Consider the following 19,619-nt stretch of genomic DNA (forward strand, 5'->3'; position numbering starts at 1 on the left):
GGCCCAGGGGGGCGGGGCTTGGACCCGGGGCCGTCGCCCCCCTCGGTTGGTCCCCGCCCGCTCAGATTTCGCCGCAGCGGCGGAGCAGTTCCTCCCATTTGCGGTCCACGTGGGCCTGGATCTCGTCGATGATGTGCCGGTTCTCCGGCCGGAAGAGGTGGCGGAAGCGCCCCTGCATCTTGAGCCACTCCTCCACCGGCTTCCTCTGGCGGGGCTTGTAGGTCAGGCGCCACCTGCCGTGATCCACCTCATACAGGGGCCAGTAGCAGGTCTCCACCGCCACCCGGGTCACCTCGATGGTGAGAGAACCGTCGTGGCGCCAGCCGCGCGGGCAGGGGGCGATGGCGTTGATGAAGGCGGGACCTTCGGCATCGAAGGCCTTCTTCATCTTGGTGACCAGGTCGTTCCAGTGACTGGGCGACACCTGGGCCACGTAAGAGATGTCGTGCGCTGACATGATGGCAGTGAGGTCCTTGCGGTGCCCGCGCTTGCCCGGGATCACCTCACCGGCGGGGGTGGTGGTGGTCTCCGCCCCCAGCGGGGTGGCACTGGAGCGCTGGATGCCAGTGTTCATGTACGCCTCGTTGTCGTAGCAGATGTACACGAACCGGTGGCCCCTCTCGGCGGCGCCGGACAGGGACTGGAGTCCGATGTCGAAGGTGCCACCGTCCCCACCGAAGGCCACGAAGCGGAACTCGCCCGGGATCTTCCCCTGCCGCTTGAGGGAGCGGTAGGCCGCTTCCACCCCCGAGATGGTGGCGGCAGCGTTCTCGAAGGCGCTGTGGATCCACGAACACCGCCAGGCCGTGTACGGGTAGAGGGCGGTGGCCACCTCCAGGCAACCGGTGGCGTTGGCGGCCACCAGGGAGACGTCCAGAGCCTTGAGGGCCTGGCGCACCACGACGGGCGCGCCGCACCCGGCGCACAGGCGGTGCCCTCCCGTGAGGAGTTCCGGTTGGCGCGACAGTTCTTTCAGGCTGGGCATGACGTCTTCACTCCCTCACGCCGAGGTACGTCACCGCTTGGGCGGCAGGGCCCTCGTCCTTGATGCGCAGGAGGTCGCGGAATACCCCTTCGATGTCCTCCAGAGATACGTCCCGGCCGCCCAGCCCGTAGATGTAGTCCACGGTCAGGGGCCGCCGCGCCCGATCGTACAGGGCGGAGCGCACTTCGCCGAAGAGCGGTCCTCCCAGGTTGGAAAGGCTGTCGGCGCGATCCATTACTCCTACCACCTGAGCCGACCCCAGGGCGTCACCGATCTCCTGCCAGGGCCAGGGACGGAACACCCGCACCTTCAGGACACCGGCCTTGATGCCGCCGGCGCGCAGGGAGTCGGCCACTGCCCTGGCGCTCCCCGCCGCCGATCCGATGGCCACCACGGCCACCTCGGCATCCTCCAGGCGGTGGGCCTCGAAGAACCCGTACTCACGCCCGCTCAGGCGGCCATACTCCTTCCCCACCTCGAGGATGACGGCGGGGGCATGACCCATGGCGTCGGCCAGCTGCCGCCGGGCCTCGAAGTAGGAATCCTGGAGGGCGAGGGCCCCGTAGGTGACGGGGTGCTCCGCATCGAGCAGCGGGTAGCGGGGACAGAACTCCCCCAGGAAGGCGGCCACGGCCTCATCGGGCAGGACCTCCAGGTTCATGAGGGAGTGGCTGATCACGAAGCCGTCCTGGCAGACCATTACGGGCAGGCGCACGCCGGGGTGCTCGGCGATACGCACGGCCTGGATTGTATTGTCATACGCCTCCTGGGCGTTTTCGCCGTACAGTTGGATCCACCCCGAGTCGCGGGCGCCCATGGAGTCGGAGTGATCGCAGTGGATGTTGATGGGAGCGGACAGGGCCCGGTTCACCACCGGCATGACGATGGGGAGCCGGAAGCCGGCGGCGATGTAAAGCACTTCCCACATCAGGGCCAGCCCCTGCGAGGAGGTGGCGGTCATGGTGCGGGCCCCCGCCGCGCAGGATCCCACGCAGGCGGACATGGCCGAGTGCTCGCTCTCCACGGTGACGAACTCCGTCTTCACTTTGCCATCGGCCACGAAGGTGGAAAAGTACTGCACGATATCGGTTTGCGGGGTGATGGGATAGGCGGCCACCACGTCGGGGTTGATCTGCTTCATGGCCATGGCTACCGCCTCGTTACCGGTCAGGGCTACCTTCTGCTGGGTCACTGTTTGCACGGCCATCTCACTTCACCTCGGTCATTTCCTCTTCGGGGACCATCTTGATGGCCTTCACCTTGGGCGGGCACTCCTGGGCGCAGATGCCGCACCCCTTGCAGTGCTCGAAGTCGAACTCGGCGATTCTGCCGTCCTTCACGATGATGGCCCCGTCCGGGCAGAACACCCAGCAGATCAGGCACTGGATGCACTTTTCCTGGGACCACTCCGGACGTACAGAACGCCAGTCCCCCGTCTGGTAGCGGGCGGCGTTGCCCGCCTCCGTGATCACCGCCCCCGCGGGCATGTCTCTCCACCCGGGGAGCCGGTCCGGCCCGGGCTGCCTGCTCATTCCCCCCTGACCTCCTCGTAGCCCCGACGGAGGGCTTTGACGTTGGCGTCCACCAGCTCCGGTCGGTTGCGGAATTTGTGGTGCAGCTGCTCTTCGGTGACCGTGAGGAACTGCTCATAAGCGATGAGTCCCGATGCACGCATCAAGGCCCCCATCATGGGGGTGTTGGGGATGTCCCTCCCCAGCGTGTCCAGCGAAATGCGACTGGCGTCCACGGTGAACACCTTCCCCTTGTCGGAGGGGAGCTTCAGCCGCGCCCGCATTTCACCCGGTCCGCGGGCGGTGTTGATGAGAATGATGCCGTCGTCGGGGAGGCCTGCCGTCACATCGCTCTTGCCCACCAGGGTTGGATCGAGCACGATCACCACCCGCGGGCTCTTTACACCGGAGTAGACGTAGATGGGCTCGTCCCCGATGCGGTTGAACGCCAGCATGGGGGCTCCCATCCGCTCCGGCCCATACTCGGGGAAGCCCTGCACGAACTTGCCGGCCGCTGCCGCTGCCTCTGCCAGAAGTACTGCCGCCGTCTTGGCGCCCTGTCCGCCCCGCGCGTGCCACCTGATTTCCGTGGTGGGCACAGGCCTCACCCCTTCTCCTTGACGGAATTATCTCCAATTTCCCGCATAACGTTGAGACCGGGCGCCTTTGCGGCCCCGGTCTCCCAGGACTCACCGATCCTAATGGTACCCCTTGTCCTCGGTCCCGTCAAGGAAAACTGGGCTGGACGGCAAGACTGCGCTGGGCGCTCACGGGATGCACAGCTGCAGGGCGGCCACCATGAGCAGACCCGGGATGCCCAGGTATCCGACCGCCAGGGCGGTAACCGGGTTGAGGGAGAGATGCAGTCCGAAGAGAGCGCCGGCGAGGTTCACCGCCCACAGGGCCAGGCCTCCCAGCACCGCTCTCCCCGCCGCCACCCCCACCCAGCGCAGGGGCCGGTAAAACAGCCTCACCACCACGTAAAGCAGGAGCAAACCGAACCCGTAGGCAGCAAGCAGCTGGGGGTCCATGTCCCAACGACCTCCTGCCTAACGGTATGCCCCGCCAACCACGGGCAGAACTAGCCCGCTATCCTGCCCTGCCTGGCCAGTCTCAACAGGTACGAGTAGCGCTTCTGCGCCGCCTCCAGCAGGTAGCAGGCGTGGTCCACGAGGTCCGGATCGGAAACGCTCTCGAAATACGCCCTGGCTGCATCCAGCTCGCGTTGGGCCTGCCAGACCAGTTCGTCTACCTGGGAGTCAGGGCCGCCCCCCGGGGCGCCTGCAGCCACGCCTCCGTGAGCGCTCCCCTCCTCGCCATCGGCGTCCCGGGCCCTGGTCAGCCACCAGTTCCGCAGTCTATCCCACGGCTGTCCCACGTCGGCCATCTTCCTCCCGAAGACCGCGCCGCCCCTTACTCTATATGCGCGCGGTCCTCCGGAGGATATTATCCGCCCGGGAAGAATCTTCCATGCATCCGGGGGCAGTGGGACGCCGACCGCCCCCTGCATACCGCCCCGTGCTGCCTGCCCCGCGCGGGCCACCCCGTAGCGGTCAGACTTCCCGCCGCCCCTCCAGGGCACGGGCGAGGGTCAGTTCGTCCGCGTACTCCAGGTCGGTGCCGACTGGCAACCCGTGGGCGAGGCGGGACACCTTCACCCCCAGGGGTTTGAGGAGCTTGACCAGATAGAGGGCGGTCGCCTCCCCCTCCACGTCGGGGTTGGTGGCCAGGATGATCTCTCTCACGGTGCCGTCAAGGCGGTTCAACAGCTCCGCAATGTGCAGGTCATCAGGACCGACCCCGTCCAGGGGGGATATGGCCCCCTGCAGGACGTGATACAGCCCCCGGTACTGACGGGTGCGTTCCATGGCGGCCACATCGCGGGGATCTTCCACCACGCAGATGGCACCCCGGTCCCGGTCCGGGGCCGAGCAGATGGGACAGGGGTCCACATCCGTCAGGTTGCAGCACGCCGAGCAGAGCACCACCCGATCACGGGCTTCCCGCAGGGCGTCGGCCAGCTGGTGGACTTCCTCGCGGGGCCGCCGCAGGAGGTAAAAGGCCAGGCGCTGGGCCGTCTTGGGGCCGATCCCGGGCAGGCGGTTGAGTTCTTCTACCAGTCGCGTGATAGGGGGAACGAAGCTCATATCGGAATATCCCCTCAGAATACCCCCGGGATGGAAAGGCCTCCCGTCACCCTGGCCATCTCTTTCTGCACCATCTCCTGAGCGCGCCTGATTCCCTCGTTGACCGCGGCCAGCACCAGGTCGGCCAGAAGCTCGGGGTCCTCGGGGTCAATGGCCTCGGGACTGATCTGGAGCGCCTTCACCTCCAGCCTGCCGTTGACCACCGCCCGTACCGCTCCGCCCCCGGCGGTAGCCTCCACAGTCTTTTCCGCCACCTCCTCCTGCACGCGGACGAGCTCCGACTGCATCTTCTGCACCTGCTTCATCATCTTGGCCATGTTACCGGCTCCAAAGCTCACGGGGCACCCTCCCTTTCCAGATCCAGGATGTATCCTCCCCATTCGCACCAGGCGCGCTGCACCACCTCATCGAGCTGATCAGGGGCATCGACGGATGCGGCTCCCCGGACCCCAGCCCGCTCCCGCCGACTTTCTCCCCCCCTGTCCAGCCCGGCCGCAGCTCCGTTCCCCGCACCGGGCGCAGCGGCAGGGGCCGCACCCTCCCGCCCGGTCGGGACCGACGGGGCCGCGTCGGTGACGGGCAGGGCATCCGCCCCTGCGGGAACTCCAGCCCCGGAGTCCGCAGGTACCCCCGCCACTGTTGCGTCATCCACCAGCTGCGTGCAGACCAGCCGGCATTCGTGCCCCACCACCTGGGCCAGCACCTGCTCCACCGCGCCGCGATAGGTGTGCTCGAGTTGCTCGCGCAGGGTCGCAAGATGAGGCGAGAACCCCACCAGGAAGCGTTTCCCCTCAAGGCCCAGAGGCTTCCCCTCCCGCAGGCAGGCAGCGGCGAACTTGCGCCCCCGCGTGCGGTCGAGGACGGAGAGCACCTGCTGCCACACCTCCTGCAGTGACACGCCTCCGCTCGCCCCGGCAACGGAGGTAGCTCCGGCCGGACCTGGCTGCCGGACGCCGCCGACCTGCGCTTCAGCAGGGACGGCGTGCGTGGGGACCCCCGGCTGCGGTTGAGCAGGAGGGGCCGGCGCAACCGCCTGCGGCCGCGCAGCCTCTACCTGCGCGGCTTGAACCATCTGTGGCTGGGCGGATGCCTGAGCTCGGGCCGCTGAAAGCAGCCGTGGCTGGCCGGATGCTGCGGCCTGCACTTGCGGCGCCTGGCCCTGCCCCCGATCTGCTACCAGCCGGAGCAGCGCCAGCTCCAGGGCAAGGCGGGGCTGGGAAGTCCAGCGCACCTCCGCCTCCGCCCGCGCCAGGGCGGTGGCCAGCTCCCACCACCGGGCGGGCGGGAGCACCGCCGCCTCCTCTCGCGCCCCGGCGGCCTCGCCCGGCGGAAGGTAGAGGAGGGTAGTACCATCACCGCAGGACACGAGCACCGAAAGGTCGCGCAGATAGGCGGCGAGATCCCGTAGCACCTGACGCATGTCCAGCCCGCGCAGGGCAGCCTGTTCCACCGCACCGAGCAACAACGCCGCGTCCCCGCCCGCCAGGGCCCGGCCCATCTCCCTCATCAGATCCAGGGGGGCACGACCCAGCACCGCCCACACCGTCTCCTGGGTGATCCCCTCGCCAGAGTACGCCATCAACTGATCGAGCAGGCTGATGGCGTCTCGCAGGGACCCCTCGGCGTACCGGGCCACCGCCCCCAGGGCCTCCTCCGACACGGGAATCCCTTCCTGTCGCGCCACCTCCCACAGCCGTTCCGTCATCTCCGTGGCGTCGAGCCGTCTGAACTCAAACCGCTGGCAGCGCGAGGTAATTGTCAGAGGAAGACGATGGGGCTCGGTGGTGGCCAGCACGAACAGGACATGCCGGGGCGGTTCTTCCAGGGTCTTGAGGAGGGCGTTGAAGGCCTCCGTGGTTAGCATGTGAACTTCATCGATTATGTAAACACGTGTGCGCCCCTGGGCCGGGGCAAGTCCCACGTTTTCGCGCAGGTGGCGGACCTCGTCCACGCCCCGGTTGGAGGCAGCATCCATCTCGATCACGTCCAGGCACGATCCCGCCGCGATACTCTGACACATGTCGCATTCCAGGCACGGCTCCGGGGCCGGCCCCCGCCGGCAGTTCAGTGCCTTGGCCAGGATGCGCGCCACCGTGGTCTTGCCCGTCCCCCGCGGGCCGGCAAACAGGTAGGCATGCCCCACCCGGCCCTGGGCGATGGCCCGCTGCAGGGTAAGCACTACGTGACGCTGGCCCACCACTTCGGCGAACTTCCGCGGCCTCCACCTGCGGTACAGCGATACGTACTCCACCGTGACCGTTGCCCCCTGGTCAACTTTTTCGGCACCGGGTCCGCCAGAACCTGCGCACCCCGTCCCCTGGTGTGCACGCTCGCCCCCTGTCCGGGAGCGGGCGCGGCGCTCCCACCCGCCGCTCTCAGAGGGCGGGCCCAGCAAAAAAGGAGCCGGCATCTCCGGCTCCCCCTTTTCGGGCCGTGCACCCGTCCCCGACCGCTCCCTCCGGGCGGTATCGGTGCAGCCGGCTCCGGCCAGGTAGCCCCGCGGCACACGGAAGTGCCCGCTTACCGCTGCTCCCTCCCGGGCCTGACGGGGTTCACGGGTTCCCGTTGCGCGGGACCCGGCCCTCGTCGCCACTTGCACCGGCCGGACCCCACAGGAAGACGCCCTCAGACGGGAGTTCAACCCCGCTATAGCGGATTGCGGGTTACAGGGCACCGCTACCTCCCCGTCTAGCACGGCCAAGATCTGGCGGAGAGAGTGGGATTCGAACCCACGAGGCAGGTTTGGGCCCGCCTACACGCTCTCCAGGCGTGCTCCTTAAGCCACTCGGACATCTCTCCGCTCCATGTCAAGGTGCCTGGCGGAGAGAGTGGGATTCGAACCCACGAGGCACCTTTTGGGCGCCTACCCGTTTTCGAGACGGGCCCGTTCAACCGCTCCGGCATCTCTCCGCAACCGGCCGAAAAACTCGCGTAGAAGCTCCCGGCATTCCTCCTCGCGCACCCCTGTGCTTACCTCCACCTGGTGGTTGAAGCGCTCATCCCGCAGCAGGTCGACCAGAGTGCCCGCTGCTCCTGCCTTGGGATCTGCCACCCCGTACACGAGGCGGTCGATGCGCGCCTGGACCATGGCGCCGGCACACATGGGACAGGGTTCCATGGTGACGTACAGCGTGCACCCGGTGAGGCGCCATCCGCCCAGCACGCCCGCCGCTTCCCTGATGGCCCGCATCTCGGCATGGGCGGTGGGATCGCAGGCCGTCTCGCGCAGGTTGCGCCCGCGGCCCACGATGCGACCGTCCTTCACCACCACCGCGCCCACGGGGACTTCACCCACGGCCATGGCAGCGCGCGCTTCCGCCAGGGCTTCTCCCATCCAGAAGTTGTCGTCCATGGCTCCTCGCAGGTTGTCAAGGTAGGAATGGTGCGCCCGAGACGACTCGAACGTCCGACACGCGGTTTAGGAAACCGCTGCTCTATCCACCTGAGCTACGGGCGCACCTCAAAAAGGATTTCTGGTTTGGACGAGTGGCGCGCCCGGCAGGATTCGAACCTGCGACCCCCGGATTCGTAGTCCGTTACTCTGTCCAGCTGAGCTACGGGCGCGCTTTTCGCAACCTGTATGATAGCACATGCCTGCCTTTCTCCGCAACCCGACCGCGCGCCGCCCGCGCGCTCCGGGCCCGCGACTCCTGCCACTCACTCCGCCCGACCGGCCGCACATGGCGCCCGTGACGCGCACACGAGGCCCGATGCCGGCGGCCACGTCAGGGAGCAACCGGTGCGGCGGGTTCCATCACGGCCAGTCCGTCCATGTAGGGCCGCAGCACCTCCGGGACGACCACACTGCCGTCTTCCTGCTGGTAGTTCTCCAGGATGGCAGCCACCGTGCGCCCTACGGCCACGCCCGAGCCGTTGAGCGTGTGCGCATACTCCACCCTGCCGCGAGGGCCGCGGCGGAACCTGATGTTCGCCCGTCGCGCCTGGAAGTCCTCGAAGTTGGAACACGACGATATCTCTTTGTAGTCATTGTAGCTGGGCAGCCACACCTCCAGGTCGTAAGTCTTGGCCGAGGCGAAACTCATGTCGCCCGTGCACAGCAGGACCACCCGGTAGGGCAACCCCAGGAGTCGCAGCACCTCTTCGGCGTCGGCCGCCAGCTTTTCCAGCTCGTCGTACGACTGCTCGGGCAGGGTGAGCTTGACCAGTTCCACTTTGTTGAACTGGTGGACGCGGATCATGCCGCGGGTGTCGCGACCCGCCGCCCCCGCCTCGGCGCGGAAGCAGGCGGTGTAGGCAGTGTAGTACAGGGGAAGCTGATCGGCGTCCAGGATTTCGTCGCGGTGAATATTGGTGAGGGGCACCTCCGCGGTGGGGATGAGCCAGAGGTCCTCGCCCTCCACGTGGTACATGTCCTCCACGAACTTGGGCAACTGGCCCGTACCCACCATGCAGTCCCGCGTCACCAGGAAAGGTGGGAACCACTCCAGGTAGCCGTGGCGGGTGGTGTGCAGGTCCAGCATGAAGTTGATGAGGGCGCGCTCCAACCGGGCCCCCACCCCCCGGTTGAGCACGAACCGCGACCCCGCCAGCCGGGCCGCCCGCTCGAAGTCCAGCGCCCCCAGGCTGGAGCCGATGTCCCAGTGAGCGCGGGGGTCAAACGAGAAACGCGGCGGAGCGCCCCGGCGGCGCACCTCCACGTTGGCGGAAGCGTCCGGCCCCACGGGCACGCTCTCGTGGGGGAGATTGGGCACGAGCAGCAGCAACTCGTTCAACCTGGCGTCTATCTGCCCCAGCTCGGCGTCCAGATCTGAGATGCGGTCGGCCACTACCCGCATCTCTTCCACCAGCGAGGCCGCGTCCTCCCCCCGCTTCTTGCGCCGTCCAATCTCCTCGGACACCCGGTTGCGCTGGGCCCGCAGGGCTTCCGCCTCGCCCAGGATGCGCCTGCGCTCGTCGTCCGCGGCCAGGATACCGTCCAGGTCCGCCTCCATGCCCTTCTTGCCTATGCCCTGTCGCACCAAATCGGGATTGGCCCGGATGAACTTGAGGTCAAGCATGTCAGGCTCCTCCTTCTTGCCTTTCTCCGCGCGCGCCGCTCCGTTCACCCCGTCCCTGTCCCCTGCGTCCCGTGCCGCGCGCTTTACCCCGCCCGGACGCGGCCGGCCCGGAGCCCGCCAGGTGGGCCAGGGCCCGGTCGAGGGGTGGACGCAGGACACCGCCGTCGGTGACGATGGCGCTCACCAGAGGGGCGGGCGTGACGTCAAAAGCAGGGTTGTGGGCGCGGGCACCCGCGGGCGTCACTCGCCGCCCCAGCACCGCCAGCACCTCCTCCTCGTCCCGCTCCTCGATGAGTATGTGTTCGCCCGATGGGAGAGTCAGGTCCAGGGTAGATCGAGGAGCCGCCACGTAGAAGGGAACCCGGTGGTGACGGGCCAGTACGGCCAGGCTGTACGTGCCGATCTTGTTGGCCACGTCCCCGTTGGCGGCGATGCGGTCGGCACCCACCAGCACCAGGTCGACCTCGCCCCGGGACATCAGGTAGCCGGCCATGTTGTCGCTGATCACCCGGTAGGCTACGCCCGCCTGCTCCAGTTCCCAGGCCGTCAGCCGCGCCCCCTGTAGGAGCGGCCGGGTCTCATCGACCCACACACTCACCCCCCGCCCCTGGCGGTGGGCGTAGATGACGGCGCCCAGGGCCGTTCCGTACCCCGCCGTGGCCAGCGGCCCCGCGTTGCAGTGGGTCAGTATGCGGGCACCCTCCGGGATGAGTTCCAGGGCGTGGCGGCAAATGCGCATGTCCATCTCCAGGTTCTCCCGGTAGATGGCCAGGGCTTCCTCTCTGACCAGGTCGGCCATCTCCCGCGGGCCAAGCGAAGAGTCGATGCGAAACCGCCTGCCGGCACGTGACCCGGCGCCGGCAGCAGCACCCGCATCCGTCCCGTCCCTGAACGCCTCCCCCGAACCCGCCGCCAACCCGATTCGCCCCATCACCCGGTCAACCGCCCAGGCCAGGTTCACCGCCGTGGGGCGGGCCGAGCGCAACGCGGAAGCCGCCTCGCCGAGCCGGGCCAGGAGCTCGCCCGGCTCCAGTCCCGAAAGTCGCCGGGCCTCCTGGGCCAGGGCAAAGGCCGCCGCCACCCCGATGGCGGGTGCCCCCCTCACCGCCAGGCTACGGATGGCCTCCACCATCTCCTCCGCCGACGTCAGGCACAGGTATTTCTCCTCGCCCGGGAGGAGGCGCTGGTCCAGGATCACCACGCCTTCCTCGCTTAGGCGCACGCTCTCCACCATCCCCATCCCCTCGGCGTCGCCTCCTGCGCACATCGCGACCACCCCCGCGTTCAACCGCACGCCCATATCCCACGGGCCGTCTCGCGCCCGCACCGGGTCGTCAGGGCGCTTACCCGCCCCCGGAAACGGAAGTGCCTCTCGTCACAGGGACGAGAGGCACGGACTCCCGCGTTGCCACCCTGGTTGACCTGCCCTGCCCCGCGCGCAGCCGCCACGGAGACCATCATGCCTCAGCGCCGGCGCCCGCTCGAGCTGCGGGCGCGCAAAGGCACGATCCCGGACCCCGCCAACCAGCGCGGTGCCGGCAGGTCCACCTCTTAGCTGTAACGGGCTGTCCCCGGGCGACTCATCGCCGCCGGCTCCGGGGCGGATTCGCCGCCTACCCCGCCGGTTCGCAGCATCCACCGGCTCTCTGCGGGGGCCCAGCCACGGCTACTGCTCCCCATCCTCGCCTGTTGGCGCCGATTGTACCACACTTGCGCCACGCGTACAACTCAAGCCCGGTGGCATCCCGGAACCCGATGTCAGGACGTCTTGGCCCGGTCCCACTCCCGTCGTGTTGAGAAGCCTCTGCAGGAGGCCCGTCGTCACGTCAGCCCTTGATGACGCCGACGGGGCGCATGCGCACCACCTTGGCCGCCAGGCCGGCGCGGTGCATCACCTCGACCACCCGGGAGACGTCCTTGTACGCCTCGGGAGCCTCCTCCGCCAGGCCGGCGTCGGAAGCGCCCCGCACCACGATCCCCTTCTCGAGAAGTTCCTTCTTGAGCGCAGACCCCCGCGTGCCTTTCTTGGCCTGGGCGCGCGACATCACCCGGCCGGCACCGTGAGAGGCACTGCCAAAGGTCTCGGCCATGGCGCCAGGCCGCCCCACCAGGACGTAGGACGCCCTGCCCATGTCGCCGGGGACCAGCACGGGCTGGCCCACGGCCCGGTACACGGGAGGCAGGCCGGCATGGCCGGCGGCAAAGGCGCGGGAGGCCCCCTTGCGGTGCACGCACACCCGTGTCCGCCGCCCGCCCATCTCGTGCTCCTCGAACTTGGCGATGTTGTGGGTCTGGTCGTAAAGGAGCGAAAGGTCCAGATCCTCCGGTCGCTTGCGGAAGAAGCGGGCCATGGACTCCCGCACCCAATGGGCCAGGATCTGCCGGTTGGCCCAGGCGAAGTTGGCCGCCGCCGCCATGGCGGCGAAGTAGTCCCGGCCCTCGCGGGAATCCAGGGGCGCGCAGGCCAGCTGGCGGTCGGGCACCTTGATGTCGTATTTGGAGAGGGCCTGGTCCATCACCACCAGGTAGTCCGTACACACCTGGTGCCCCAGGCCGCGGGAGCCGGTGTGTACCTGGACCACCACCTGTCCCTGGTGCAGGCCGAAGGCGCGGGCCACCGGTTCATCGAAGACCTCGTCCATCACGGAGATCTCCAGGAAGTGGTTGCCCGAGCCCAGGGTGCCCAACTGGGGGGCGCCCCGCTGCTTGGCGCGCCCGCTCACCCGACCGGGATCGGCCCCAGCCAGGCTGCCCCGCTCCTCGATGAAGTCCAGGTCTTCCGGGCGTCCGTAACCTTTCTCCACCGCCCAGGCGGCGCCCCGCACCAGCACCCCGTCGAGATCCGCACCCTTGACGGTCAGCCTCCCCTCCGAACCCAGCCCGGCGGGGATGTCCCGGAAGAGCTGGTCCACCAGTTCCTTGAGGCGCGGCCGCACATCCTCCTCCCGCAGGTTGGTGCGCAGGATGCGCACCCCGCAGTTGGAAACCACGAACCCGCTGGCGATGAAGTTGTGATGGGTATCGCTCACCGTGAAATCGTAGACGGGGTGATACCAGGAGATGGGTTCCTTTCGGATGATCCGGTCCCAAACCTGGCCGGTCGTCCCCAGGCCCTCCGTCCTCTCGCGCACGAACGAGGGGAACGCGACGAACCCGGTGCCCATGCGCACAGGCCCCTTCCGGCCCTCCCACAGGGACCTTGAAGCCCCGGAGCGCCTCAGTTCTCGGGCGCGGTCGATGCTGTCCCGGCGATGCTCCAGCACCAGGAGTTTCAGACGGAGATAGTGTGCGGCCACGTTGGCAAGGTACTGCTTGTGGCGGTTGTACTCGAATCCGACCCGGGTCCAGAAGGCAAAGAGGTTCTCGGGCTTGCCGGAGATCTGCAGCCGGAGCCTCACCGACACCTGCCCGTCCTTGCGCACGTACTCGCCCGCCTCTTTGCGGATGGCGCTGGCAACCCCGAGTTGCTCGAGCAATGTCCGCAACTCCGCTAGGTAGCGACGACCCTCTGCAAGGTGGTCGCGCAGCACGTTTGCGCAGAGTACGGGAGCCTCCAGGTTGTACGGGTGGCCCGTGACGGCCCGCGGAGCCGTCAGTTCGGCACCGAACAGGGAGGCCAGGAAGAGACGCTTCATCCAGAGGGGAGCCCGGTGTAACCAGGCGGGTACCGACACCCCGTGGGTCATCCTATCCCCGTCGGTGGCGCCCAGGCACCTGAGTAAGAGCGCCAGCGCCGAGGACCCGCACTGGACCCGCGACTCGGTGCGCTCGAAGCAGACCGTCCCGTACCCGGTCTCTATATGGTGCGAGCGGCGGCGCCCGTAAATGCCGGACGGGACGAAGCCCAGGCGCCTTACGTCTTCGCGGATGCTCTCCAGGTCCTCGGGCTGCCCGCAGAATGCCACCAGGGCGCCTCCGGGCCTCAATAAGTGGAGGCTCCCGGCGCCCTGGACGAACCCGACCAGCTTGACCAGATAAGGCAGGCGCGGGTCGTCCATGCGTAGCGGCAGGAGACCCCGCTCGCCGAGCACCCGCACCACCTGCTGCAGCCCGGTAGCCGGCCCGGGGTAGGCCGCCCGCAGGTCCGCCTCCGATACCAGCACCTCGTCGGCCGGTTCTTCGAAAGGTACCCCCTCGAAGGGATACACCGAGACGACATCGCCCGCCGCCAGCTCTCCCAGGGGCACCATGCCCCGCCGGGTCAGGAAGGGATGGTCGGCGGTGGCGGCGAGCTCCCGTCCCGATTCCGTCGTCACCCGGTACACGGGGGCCCGCGGCGGGTACTGGGTCAGGTAGGCGGCAATGGGGGTGTCCCTGACCTCGGTGTGAGGATTCACGCACCGGATGCGCTCCCCCGTCCAGTGCCCGTCGAACTCGGCGATAGGGCGATGATAGCCGAACTCGTGCAGCACGCGCGCTTCCCCGGCCAGGCAGTTGATGTCGAAGCCTATTCCGCCGGGGGAGATCACGCCCCCCTCCAGGGTGGTGGCGGCCACCCCGCCGATCGGGAAGCCGTAACCCCAGTGGATGTCGGGCATGGCCAGGGAGGCGCCCACGATCCCGGGCAGGGCGGCCACGTTGGCCACCTGCTCGGGCGCCTGGTCTTCCTTGATCTCGCCGAGCATGTCTTCTGCGGCGTAGATGATACCGGGGACGCGCATGAACCCGCGGTAGGAAGTGGGTATGCGCCACCGGTAAGGATCGATGCGCTCGAGGGGACCTTCCCATCGCCTGCTCACCGCTATCCACCCCTCCCCATCCGCATGCTCAGAGGTCGAAGACGACCTGCGCCGAGAGCCGCCCACCCCTGCGGGCGACACGAAGGCCATGCAGGGTGGCGGCCTTCACCTCCCGGCGCAGGTGGTGTTGCGGCCCGAGCGGCTCTCCTTTCGCCACCGCCCGCATCCTCAGCCCGCCCCCCGGCCCTTCCTCCACGGCCAGGTGTTCCAGTTCCCTCCAGACCACTTTACCCGTTTCGTGGTGGAAGATCAACTCGTTGAGGAAGTTCACCAGCAGGGCCTCGGCGTCCCTCCCGTCCGCAGTGATCTCCCAGGCCTGTGCGGGGCACACCCGCCGGACGTCCCAGGACACCGACCATAGACCCAGGGCGGCGGCCCGCAGGACCTCCTGCAGGTCCTCCCCGGTCACCGCCAGGGCCAGATCCGCCGTATGGGGGATCAGCCTCCACCTGCCCGCCATCTCTTCTCCCGGCGGTCAGCGGCCCGATGTCAGGAGGCCACGTCGCCGTCGATGAGGGCGAGGGCCGCCACCTCGTCGCCCTCCTCCAGCCGCATCACGGCCACCCCCTGCGCCTCGCGCCCCTGCAGGGGGATGTCATCCATCTTCACCCGAATGACGATGCCGTGGGCGGACATGAGCAGGGCCTGGTCGCGGGGCCCCGCCATGCGGATACCGACCACGGGACCGTTGCGGCGGCCCACCCGTACCGCCCGCACGCCCTTGCCCCCGCGGTGGTGGACGCTGAACTCCTCCAGGGGAACCCTCTTACCCATGCCACGGGCGTTCACCACCAGCAGGGAAGCCCCCTTGCGGTACGCCGCCAGGGACACCACCCGGTCCTCTCCCTCCAGCCTGATGCCGGTGACGCCCCGGGCCATGCGACCCATGGGGCGGACGTCCGTCTCGGGGAAGCGGAGCAGCTGGCCCTGCCGGGTGGCCAGGAAGATCTCGTCTTCCCCGCCCGTCAGGCGCACACCCACCAGCTCGTCCTCCTCCTCCAGTTGCAGGGCCCACATGCCCGTGCGACGGGCGGTGGCAAACTCACTCAGCGCGGTCTTCTTGACCAGACCCCGACGGGTGGCGAAGAACAGGAAGCGGTCGTCGGTGAACTCCCGCACCGGGATCAGAGACGCCACCTCCTCATCCGCGGCCACGCCGCACAGGGCCGACACCAGTTGCCCCTTAGCGGTGCGGCTCCCCTCCGGCACCTCGTGCACGCGCACCCGGTACATGCGCCCCCGGTTGGTGAAGAGGAGCAGGTGATCCAGGGTGGACGCCACCGTGAGGGCTCCCACGGAGTCATCCTCCCGCGTGGCGGTGCCGATCACGCCCCTGCCCCCGCGGCGCTGGCTGCGGTAGGCCTCCAGGGGCTGGCGCTTGATGTAACCGTCCCGGGTGAGGGTGATCACCACTTCCTGATCGGGCACCAGTTCCTCCAGGGTGGGCTCGTCGGGGACCGGCACGATGCGGGTGCGGCGGGGGTCGGCGTGGCGCTCCTTCACATCCAGGAGCTCCTTGCGGATGATGCGGTACACCATGGCCTCGTCCGCCAGCACCGCCCGGTAGTACTCGATGTCCTTGAGCAGGCCCTGGTACTCCTCCTCTATCTTGTTCCGTTCCAGGGCCACCAATCGCTGCAGCCGCATATCCAGGATGGCATCGGCCTGCTTCTCGGTGAGACCGAACTTCTGCATGAGGCCGCTGCGGGCCTTCTCGACCGTGGGGGAGCTCCGGATCAGGCGGATGACCTCGTCCAGGTGGGCCAGGGCGATGCGCAATCCCTCCAGGATGTGGGCCCTGGCTTCGGCCCGGGCCAGGTCGTGCCGGGTGCGCCGGACCACCACCTCTCTCTGGTGGTCCAGGTAGTGGCGCACCATGTCCCGCAGGGTGAGGACCTCGGGGATGCCGTTGACCAGGGCCAGCATGATCACGCCCAGGCTCTGCTGGAGGGAGGTGCGGCGATAGAGCCGGTTGAGGATCACCTGGGGGGAGGCGTCGCGGCGCAACTCGATCACCACGCGCATCCCCTGGCGGTCGGTCTCGTCGCGCAGGTCCACGATCCCCTCGATTTCCCTCTCGCGCACCAGCTCGGCGATCTTCTCCACCAGGCGGGCCTTGTTCACCTGGTAGGGCAGCTCGGTCACCACCAGCCGCACCCGCCCGCCGGCAGCGCTTTCCACCTTCACCTGGGCGCGCATGGTGATGAGCCCGCGGCCGGTGGTATACGCCTCCCGGATACCGTCGGTGCCCAGGATGAGGGCCCCCGTGGGAAAGTCCGGGCCGGGGATGTGCTCCATCAACTCTTCGCTGGTGATGTCGGGGCGCTCGATCATGGCCAGCACCCCGTCGATGACCTCACCCAGGTTGTGGGGCGGGATGTTGGTGGCCATGCCCACCGCGATCCCCGCGGAGCCGTTCACCAGCAGGTTGGGGGAACGCGCCGGCAGCACCAGGGGCTCCCGGTACTCGCCGTCGAAGTTGTCGCCGAAGTCGACGGTTTCCTTCTGGATGTCGGCCAGCATCTCCATGGCCAGCGGGGTAAGGCGGGCCTCTGTGTACCGCATGGCCGCCGGAGGATCGCCGTCCACGCTGCCGTAGTTCCCCTGCCCGTCCACCAGGGGGTAGCGGGCGGCAAAATCCTGGGCCATGCGCACCAGGGTCTCGTACACGGGCTGGTCGCCGTGGGGGTGGTACTTCCCCAGCACCTCGCCCACCACCCGGGCGCACTTCTTGTAGGGCTTGCCTGGCTCCAGCCCCATCTCGTACATGGCCCACAGGATGCGGCGCTGCGCGGGCTTGAGCCCATCGCGCACATCGGGCAGCGCCCGGCTCACGATGACGCTCATGGAGTAGTCGATGTAGGAGCGCTGCATCTCGTCTTCGATGGGGATGGGGATCACTTTGCCCACTGCCGCCAAAGGTCTCACTCCTATCACGCCAACGGTCCTGGCCGGTTACGATTCTGCCGGGGTGCCTTCGCCGCACCGTCCCGGGGCGCGTAAGGGTCAGCCGATAGTGTCCAGGTTACGCACCAGGTGGGCGTTGGCCCGGATGAACTCCCGGCGGGGTTCCACCTTCTCGCCCATCAGGATGGTGAAGATGCGGTCGGCCTGGATGGCGTCCTCCAGGGTGACCTGCAGGAGCGTCCTGGTTGCGGGGTCCATGGTGGTCTCCCACAGCTGCTCGGCATTCATTTCGCCCAGCCCCTTGTAGCGGGTGATATCGGCTTCCCCCGGTCCTCCCAGGCGGCCCAGGATACGGTCCCGCTCCGCATCGCTGTACGCGTAGCGGGCTTCCCGCTTCCCCTTGCGGGGGACGATGCGGTAGAGGGGCGGCTGGGCCACGTACACGCAGCCCTCCTCGATGGCGGGGCGCATGTAGCGGTAGAAGAAGGTCAGCAGGAGGGTGCGGATGTGGGCCCCGTCCACGTCGGCGTCGGTCATGATGATGATGCGCCGGTACCGCATGCGCCGGGGCTCGAACTCCTCCCCGATGCCGGAGCCGATGGCGGTGATGATGGCCCTGATCTCCTCGTGGTTCAGGATGCGGTCCAGCCGCGCCTTCTCCACGTTCAGGATCTTGCCTGACAGCGGCAGGATGGCCTGGAAGGCACGGTCGCGTCCCTGCTTGGCGTTGCCTCCGGCCGAGTCCCCTTCCACGATGAACAGCTCGCTCTCCTGGGGATCGCGACTCTGGCAATCGGTGAGCTTGCCGGGCAGGGAGGCCACATCCAGGGCGCCCTTGCGCCGCACCAGCTCGCGTGCCTTGCGGGCAGCTTCCCTCGCCCGGGAGGCGGTGACCGCCTTGTCGGCGATCTTGCGGGCGACGCCGCCGTTTCTCTCCAGGAATTCCGCCAGTGCCTCGGCGATCACCGCTTCCACCGTGCTCCGCACGGCGGTGTTGCCCAGCTTCGTCTTGGTCTGCCCCTCGAACTGGGGGTCGGGGAGCTTCACCGAGAGGATGGCGGTGAGGCCCTCACGCACGTCCTCGCCCGCCAGGTTTTCCTCCTGCTCCTTGAGCAGACCCTGCCGGCGCACGTATTCGTTCATCACCCGCGTGAGGGCCGCTTTCAGCCCGGTCTCATGGGTGCCGCCCTCGGTGGTGCGGATGGTGTTGGCGAAGGAGTACACACTGTCCAGGAAGGAATCGGTCCACTGCAGGGCCGCTTCCACCTCCGTGCCGTCGCGCCGGGCGCGCACATGGATGGGGTCAGGATGCACTGGCTCCCTTCCCCGGTTCACGAACTCCAGGAAGGAAATGAGGCCTCCCTCGGCATGGAAGACGTCGCTCTGGCCTGAGCGCTCGTCCTGCAGCGTGATCTTAAGCCCTGCGTTCAGGTAAGCGAGTTCCCGCAGCCGCTGGGCAATGATGTCGTAGTTGAATTCGGTCTCCTCGAAGATCTGCGGGTCCGGCTTGAAGCTGACCCTGGTCCCGGTCTGGTCGGTGTCACCCAGCCTCTCCACCTCGGTGACGGGCACGCCGCGGGCGTATCTCTGACGGAAGACACCGCCCTCGATCCTGACCTCCACCTCCATCCATTCCGACAGGGCGTTGACCACGGAGACGCCCACCCCGTGCAGCCCTCCCGACACGCGGTAGCTCTTACTCTCGAACTTCGCTCCCGCGTGGAGGCGCGTGAGGGCCACCTCCACCGCCGGTCTCCCGATCTGGGGGTGGATGCCCACCGGGATGCCGCGGCCGTTGTCAGTTACGCTCACCGAGTTGTCCCGGTGAATGACCACGTCAATGCGGTCGCAATACCCGGCCAGGGCCTCGTCCACGCTGTTGTCGACCACTTCGTTGACCAGGTGATGGAGGCCGCGGGGCCCCGTGGAGCCGATGTACATTCCCGGCCGGCGGCGGACCGGCTCCAGCCCCTCCAGGACCTGGATCTGCTCGGCATCGTAGTCGCTGCCGTGATGGCGTCCGTCCCGGCGATCATTCCGCTCGTCCAAAGGCATCTTCCCCCCGGTGCCCAAACCATGCCCGCACCCGCCGGAGCACAGACATGGTCGATAGCGGGCTCAGATATGCCCCGGTTGCCGTCAGCACCAGCGACCGCGGCGGCCCTCCCGGCAGGAGCACGAGCTTACCTCGGGCCCGCAGAGATTGTACCATTTCGCGAGTCGGCCCGTCTCGGGCGAGGTCGGCGCGCAGGATGGCCAGCACCTCGTCCAGCAACAGCATCTGGTCCCCGCCCAGGTACAGGTACACCGGC

Annotated in this window: 17 protein-coding genes, 4 tRNA genes and 1 other RNA gene; all 22 read right to left on the minus strand. The window is 68.2% G+C overall.

Features of this window, described 5'->3' with window-relative positions:
• Positions 1-61: 61 nt before the first annotated feature.
• Positions 62-985 carry a thiamine pyrophosphate-dependent enzyme gene (locus QME70_12275; protein MDI6895348.1) on the minus strand — a complete coding sequence of 308 codons (924 nt, stop codon included), beginning with the start codon at positions 983-985 and terminating at the stop codon, positions 62-64.
• 7 nt (positions 986-992) lie between these two features.
• Positions 993-2,192 (minus strand): pyruvate ferredoxin oxidoreductase, encoded by a 1,200-nt coding sequence (porA, locus tag QME70_12280; protein ID MDI6895349.1) that lies wholly within the window; start codon positions 2,190-2,192, stop codon positions 993-995.
• A gap of 1 nt (position 2,193) precedes the next feature.
• Positions 2,194-2,517, minus strand: coding sequence for a 4Fe-4S binding protein (locus QME70_12285; protein ID MDI6895350.1), 324 nt, complete (start codon positions 2,515-2,517; stop codon positions 2,194-2,196).
• The gene (locus QME70_12290) at positions 2,514-3,095 is read right to left on the minus strand and encodes a 2-oxoacid:acceptor oxidoreductase family protein (protein MDI6895351.1); all 582 of its coding nucleotides are present in this window, start codon (positions 3,093-3,095) and stop codon (positions 2,514-2,516) included. The genes QME70_12285 and QME70_12290 overlap by 4 nt, the downstream gene beginning before the upstream one ends.
• Positions 3,096-3,263: 168 nt before the next feature.
• Complete coding sequence (locus QME70_12295; protein MDI6895352.1) at positions 3,264-3,527, minus strand: pro-sigmaK processing inhibitor BofA family protein; 264 nt, start codon at positions 3,525-3,527, stop codon at positions 3,264-3,266.
• 50 nt (positions 3,528-3,577) lie between these two features.
• Positions 3,578-3,874 carry a DUF2508 family protein gene (locus QME70_12300; protein ID MDI6895353.1) on the minus strand — a complete coding sequence of 99 codons (297 nt, stop codon included), beginning with the start codon at positions 3,872-3,874 and terminating at the stop codon, positions 3,578-3,580.
• Positions 3,875-4,049: 175 nt separating this feature from the next.
• Positions 4,050-4,643 (minus strand): recombination mediator RecR, encoded by a 594-nt coding sequence (gene recR / locus QME70_12305; protein MDI6895354.1) that lies wholly within the window; start codon positions 4,641-4,643, stop codon positions 4,050-4,052.
• A 14-nt stretch (positions 4,644-4,657) separates the two neighbouring features.
• Positions 4,658-4,960, minus strand: coding sequence for a YbaB/EbfC family nucleoid-associated protein (locus QME70_12310; GenBank protein ID MDI6895355.1), 303 nt, complete (start codon positions 4,958-4,960; stop codon positions 4,658-4,660).
• A gap of 17 nt (positions 4,961-4,977) precedes the next feature.
• Entirely contained in the window at positions 4,978-6,894 is a 1,917-nt protein-coding gene (dnaX, locus tag QME70_12315; protein MDI6895356.1) for a DNA polymerase III subunit gamma/tau, read from the minus strand.
• Positions 6,895-7,074: 180 nt separating this feature from the next.
• Positions 7,075-7,340, minus strand: an RNA gene (gene ffs / locus QME70_12320) — signal recognition particle sRNA large type.
• 8 nt (positions 7,341-7,348) lie between these two features.
• Positions 7,349-7,442, minus strand: a tRNA-Ser gene (locus QME70_12325).
• Positions 7,443-7,460: 18 nt separating this feature from the next.
• Positions 7,461-7,553: transfer RNA gene (locus QME70_12330), tRNA-Ser, on the minus strand.
• Positions 7,507-7,995, minus strand: a complete 489-nt coding sequence (tadA, locus tag QME70_12335) for a tRNA adenosine(34) deaminase TadA (GenBank protein ID MDI6895357.1) — start codon at positions 7,993-7,995, stop codon at positions 7,507-7,509. Before tadA ends, QME70_12330 begins: the two co-directional genes overlap by 47 nt.
• Before the next feature lie 28 nt (positions 7,996-8,023).
• Positions 8,024-8,100, minus strand: a tRNA-Arg gene (locus tag QME70_12340).
• A 30-nt stretch (positions 8,101-8,130) separates the two neighbouring features.
• Positions 8,131-8,207: transfer RNA gene (locus QME70_12345), tRNA-Arg, on the minus strand.
• A 161-nt stretch (positions 8,208-8,368) separates the two neighbouring features.
• The gene (gene serS / locus QME70_12350) at positions 8,369-9,661 is read right to left on the minus strand and encodes a serine--tRNA ligase (GenBank protein MDI6895358.1); all 1,293 of its coding nucleotides are present in this window, start codon (positions 9,659-9,661) and stop codon (positions 8,369-8,371) included.
• Between the two features lies 1 nt (position 9,662).
• Positions 9,663-10,928, minus strand: coding sequence for an S-methyl-5-thioribose-1-phosphate isomerase (gene mtnA, locus QME70_12355; GenBank protein ID MDI6895359.1), 1,266 nt, complete (start codon positions 10,926-10,928; stop codon positions 9,663-9,665).
• Between the two features lie 559 nt (positions 10,929-11,487).
• Positions 11,488-14,400 (minus strand): intein-containing RctB family protein, encoded by a 2,913-nt coding sequence (locus QME70_12360; GenBank protein ID MDI6895360.1) that lies wholly within the window; start codon positions 14,398-14,400, stop codon positions 11,488-11,490.
• 28 nt (positions 14,401-14,428) lie between these two features.
• Positions 14,429-14,860: an archease gene (locus QME70_12365; protein ID MDI6895361.1), complete on the minus strand. Its 432-nt coding sequence runs from the start codon at positions 14,858-14,860 to the stop codon at positions 14,429-14,431.
• A gap of 29 nt (positions 14,861-14,889) precedes the next feature.
• Positions 14,890-17,319 carry a DNA gyrase subunit A gene (gene gyrA, locus QME70_12370; GenBank protein MDI6895362.1) on the minus strand — a complete coding sequence of 810 codons (2,430 nt, stop codon included), beginning with the start codon at positions 17,317-17,319 and terminating at the stop codon, positions 14,890-14,892.
• An 87-nt stretch (positions 17,320-17,406) separates the two neighbouring features.
• Complete coding sequence (gene gyrB / locus QME70_12375) at positions 17,407-19,356, minus strand: DNA topoisomerase (ATP-hydrolyzing) subunit B (GenBank protein MDI6895363.1); 1,950 nt, start codon at positions 19,354-19,356, stop codon at positions 17,407-17,409.
• Complete coding sequence (locus QME70_12380; GenBank protein ID MDI6895364.1) at positions 19,340-19,615, minus strand: DUF370 domain-containing protein; 276 nt, start codon at positions 19,613-19,615, stop codon at positions 19,340-19,342. The genes gyrB and QME70_12380 overlap by 17 nt, the downstream gene beginning before the upstream one ends.
• Positions 19,616-19,619: the final 4 nt, after the last annotated feature.

This window comes from Bacillota bacterium (genome assembly GCA_030019365.1).
GTDB lineage: Bacteria > Bacillota > Sulfobacillia > JACIYH01 > JACIYH01 > JACIYH01.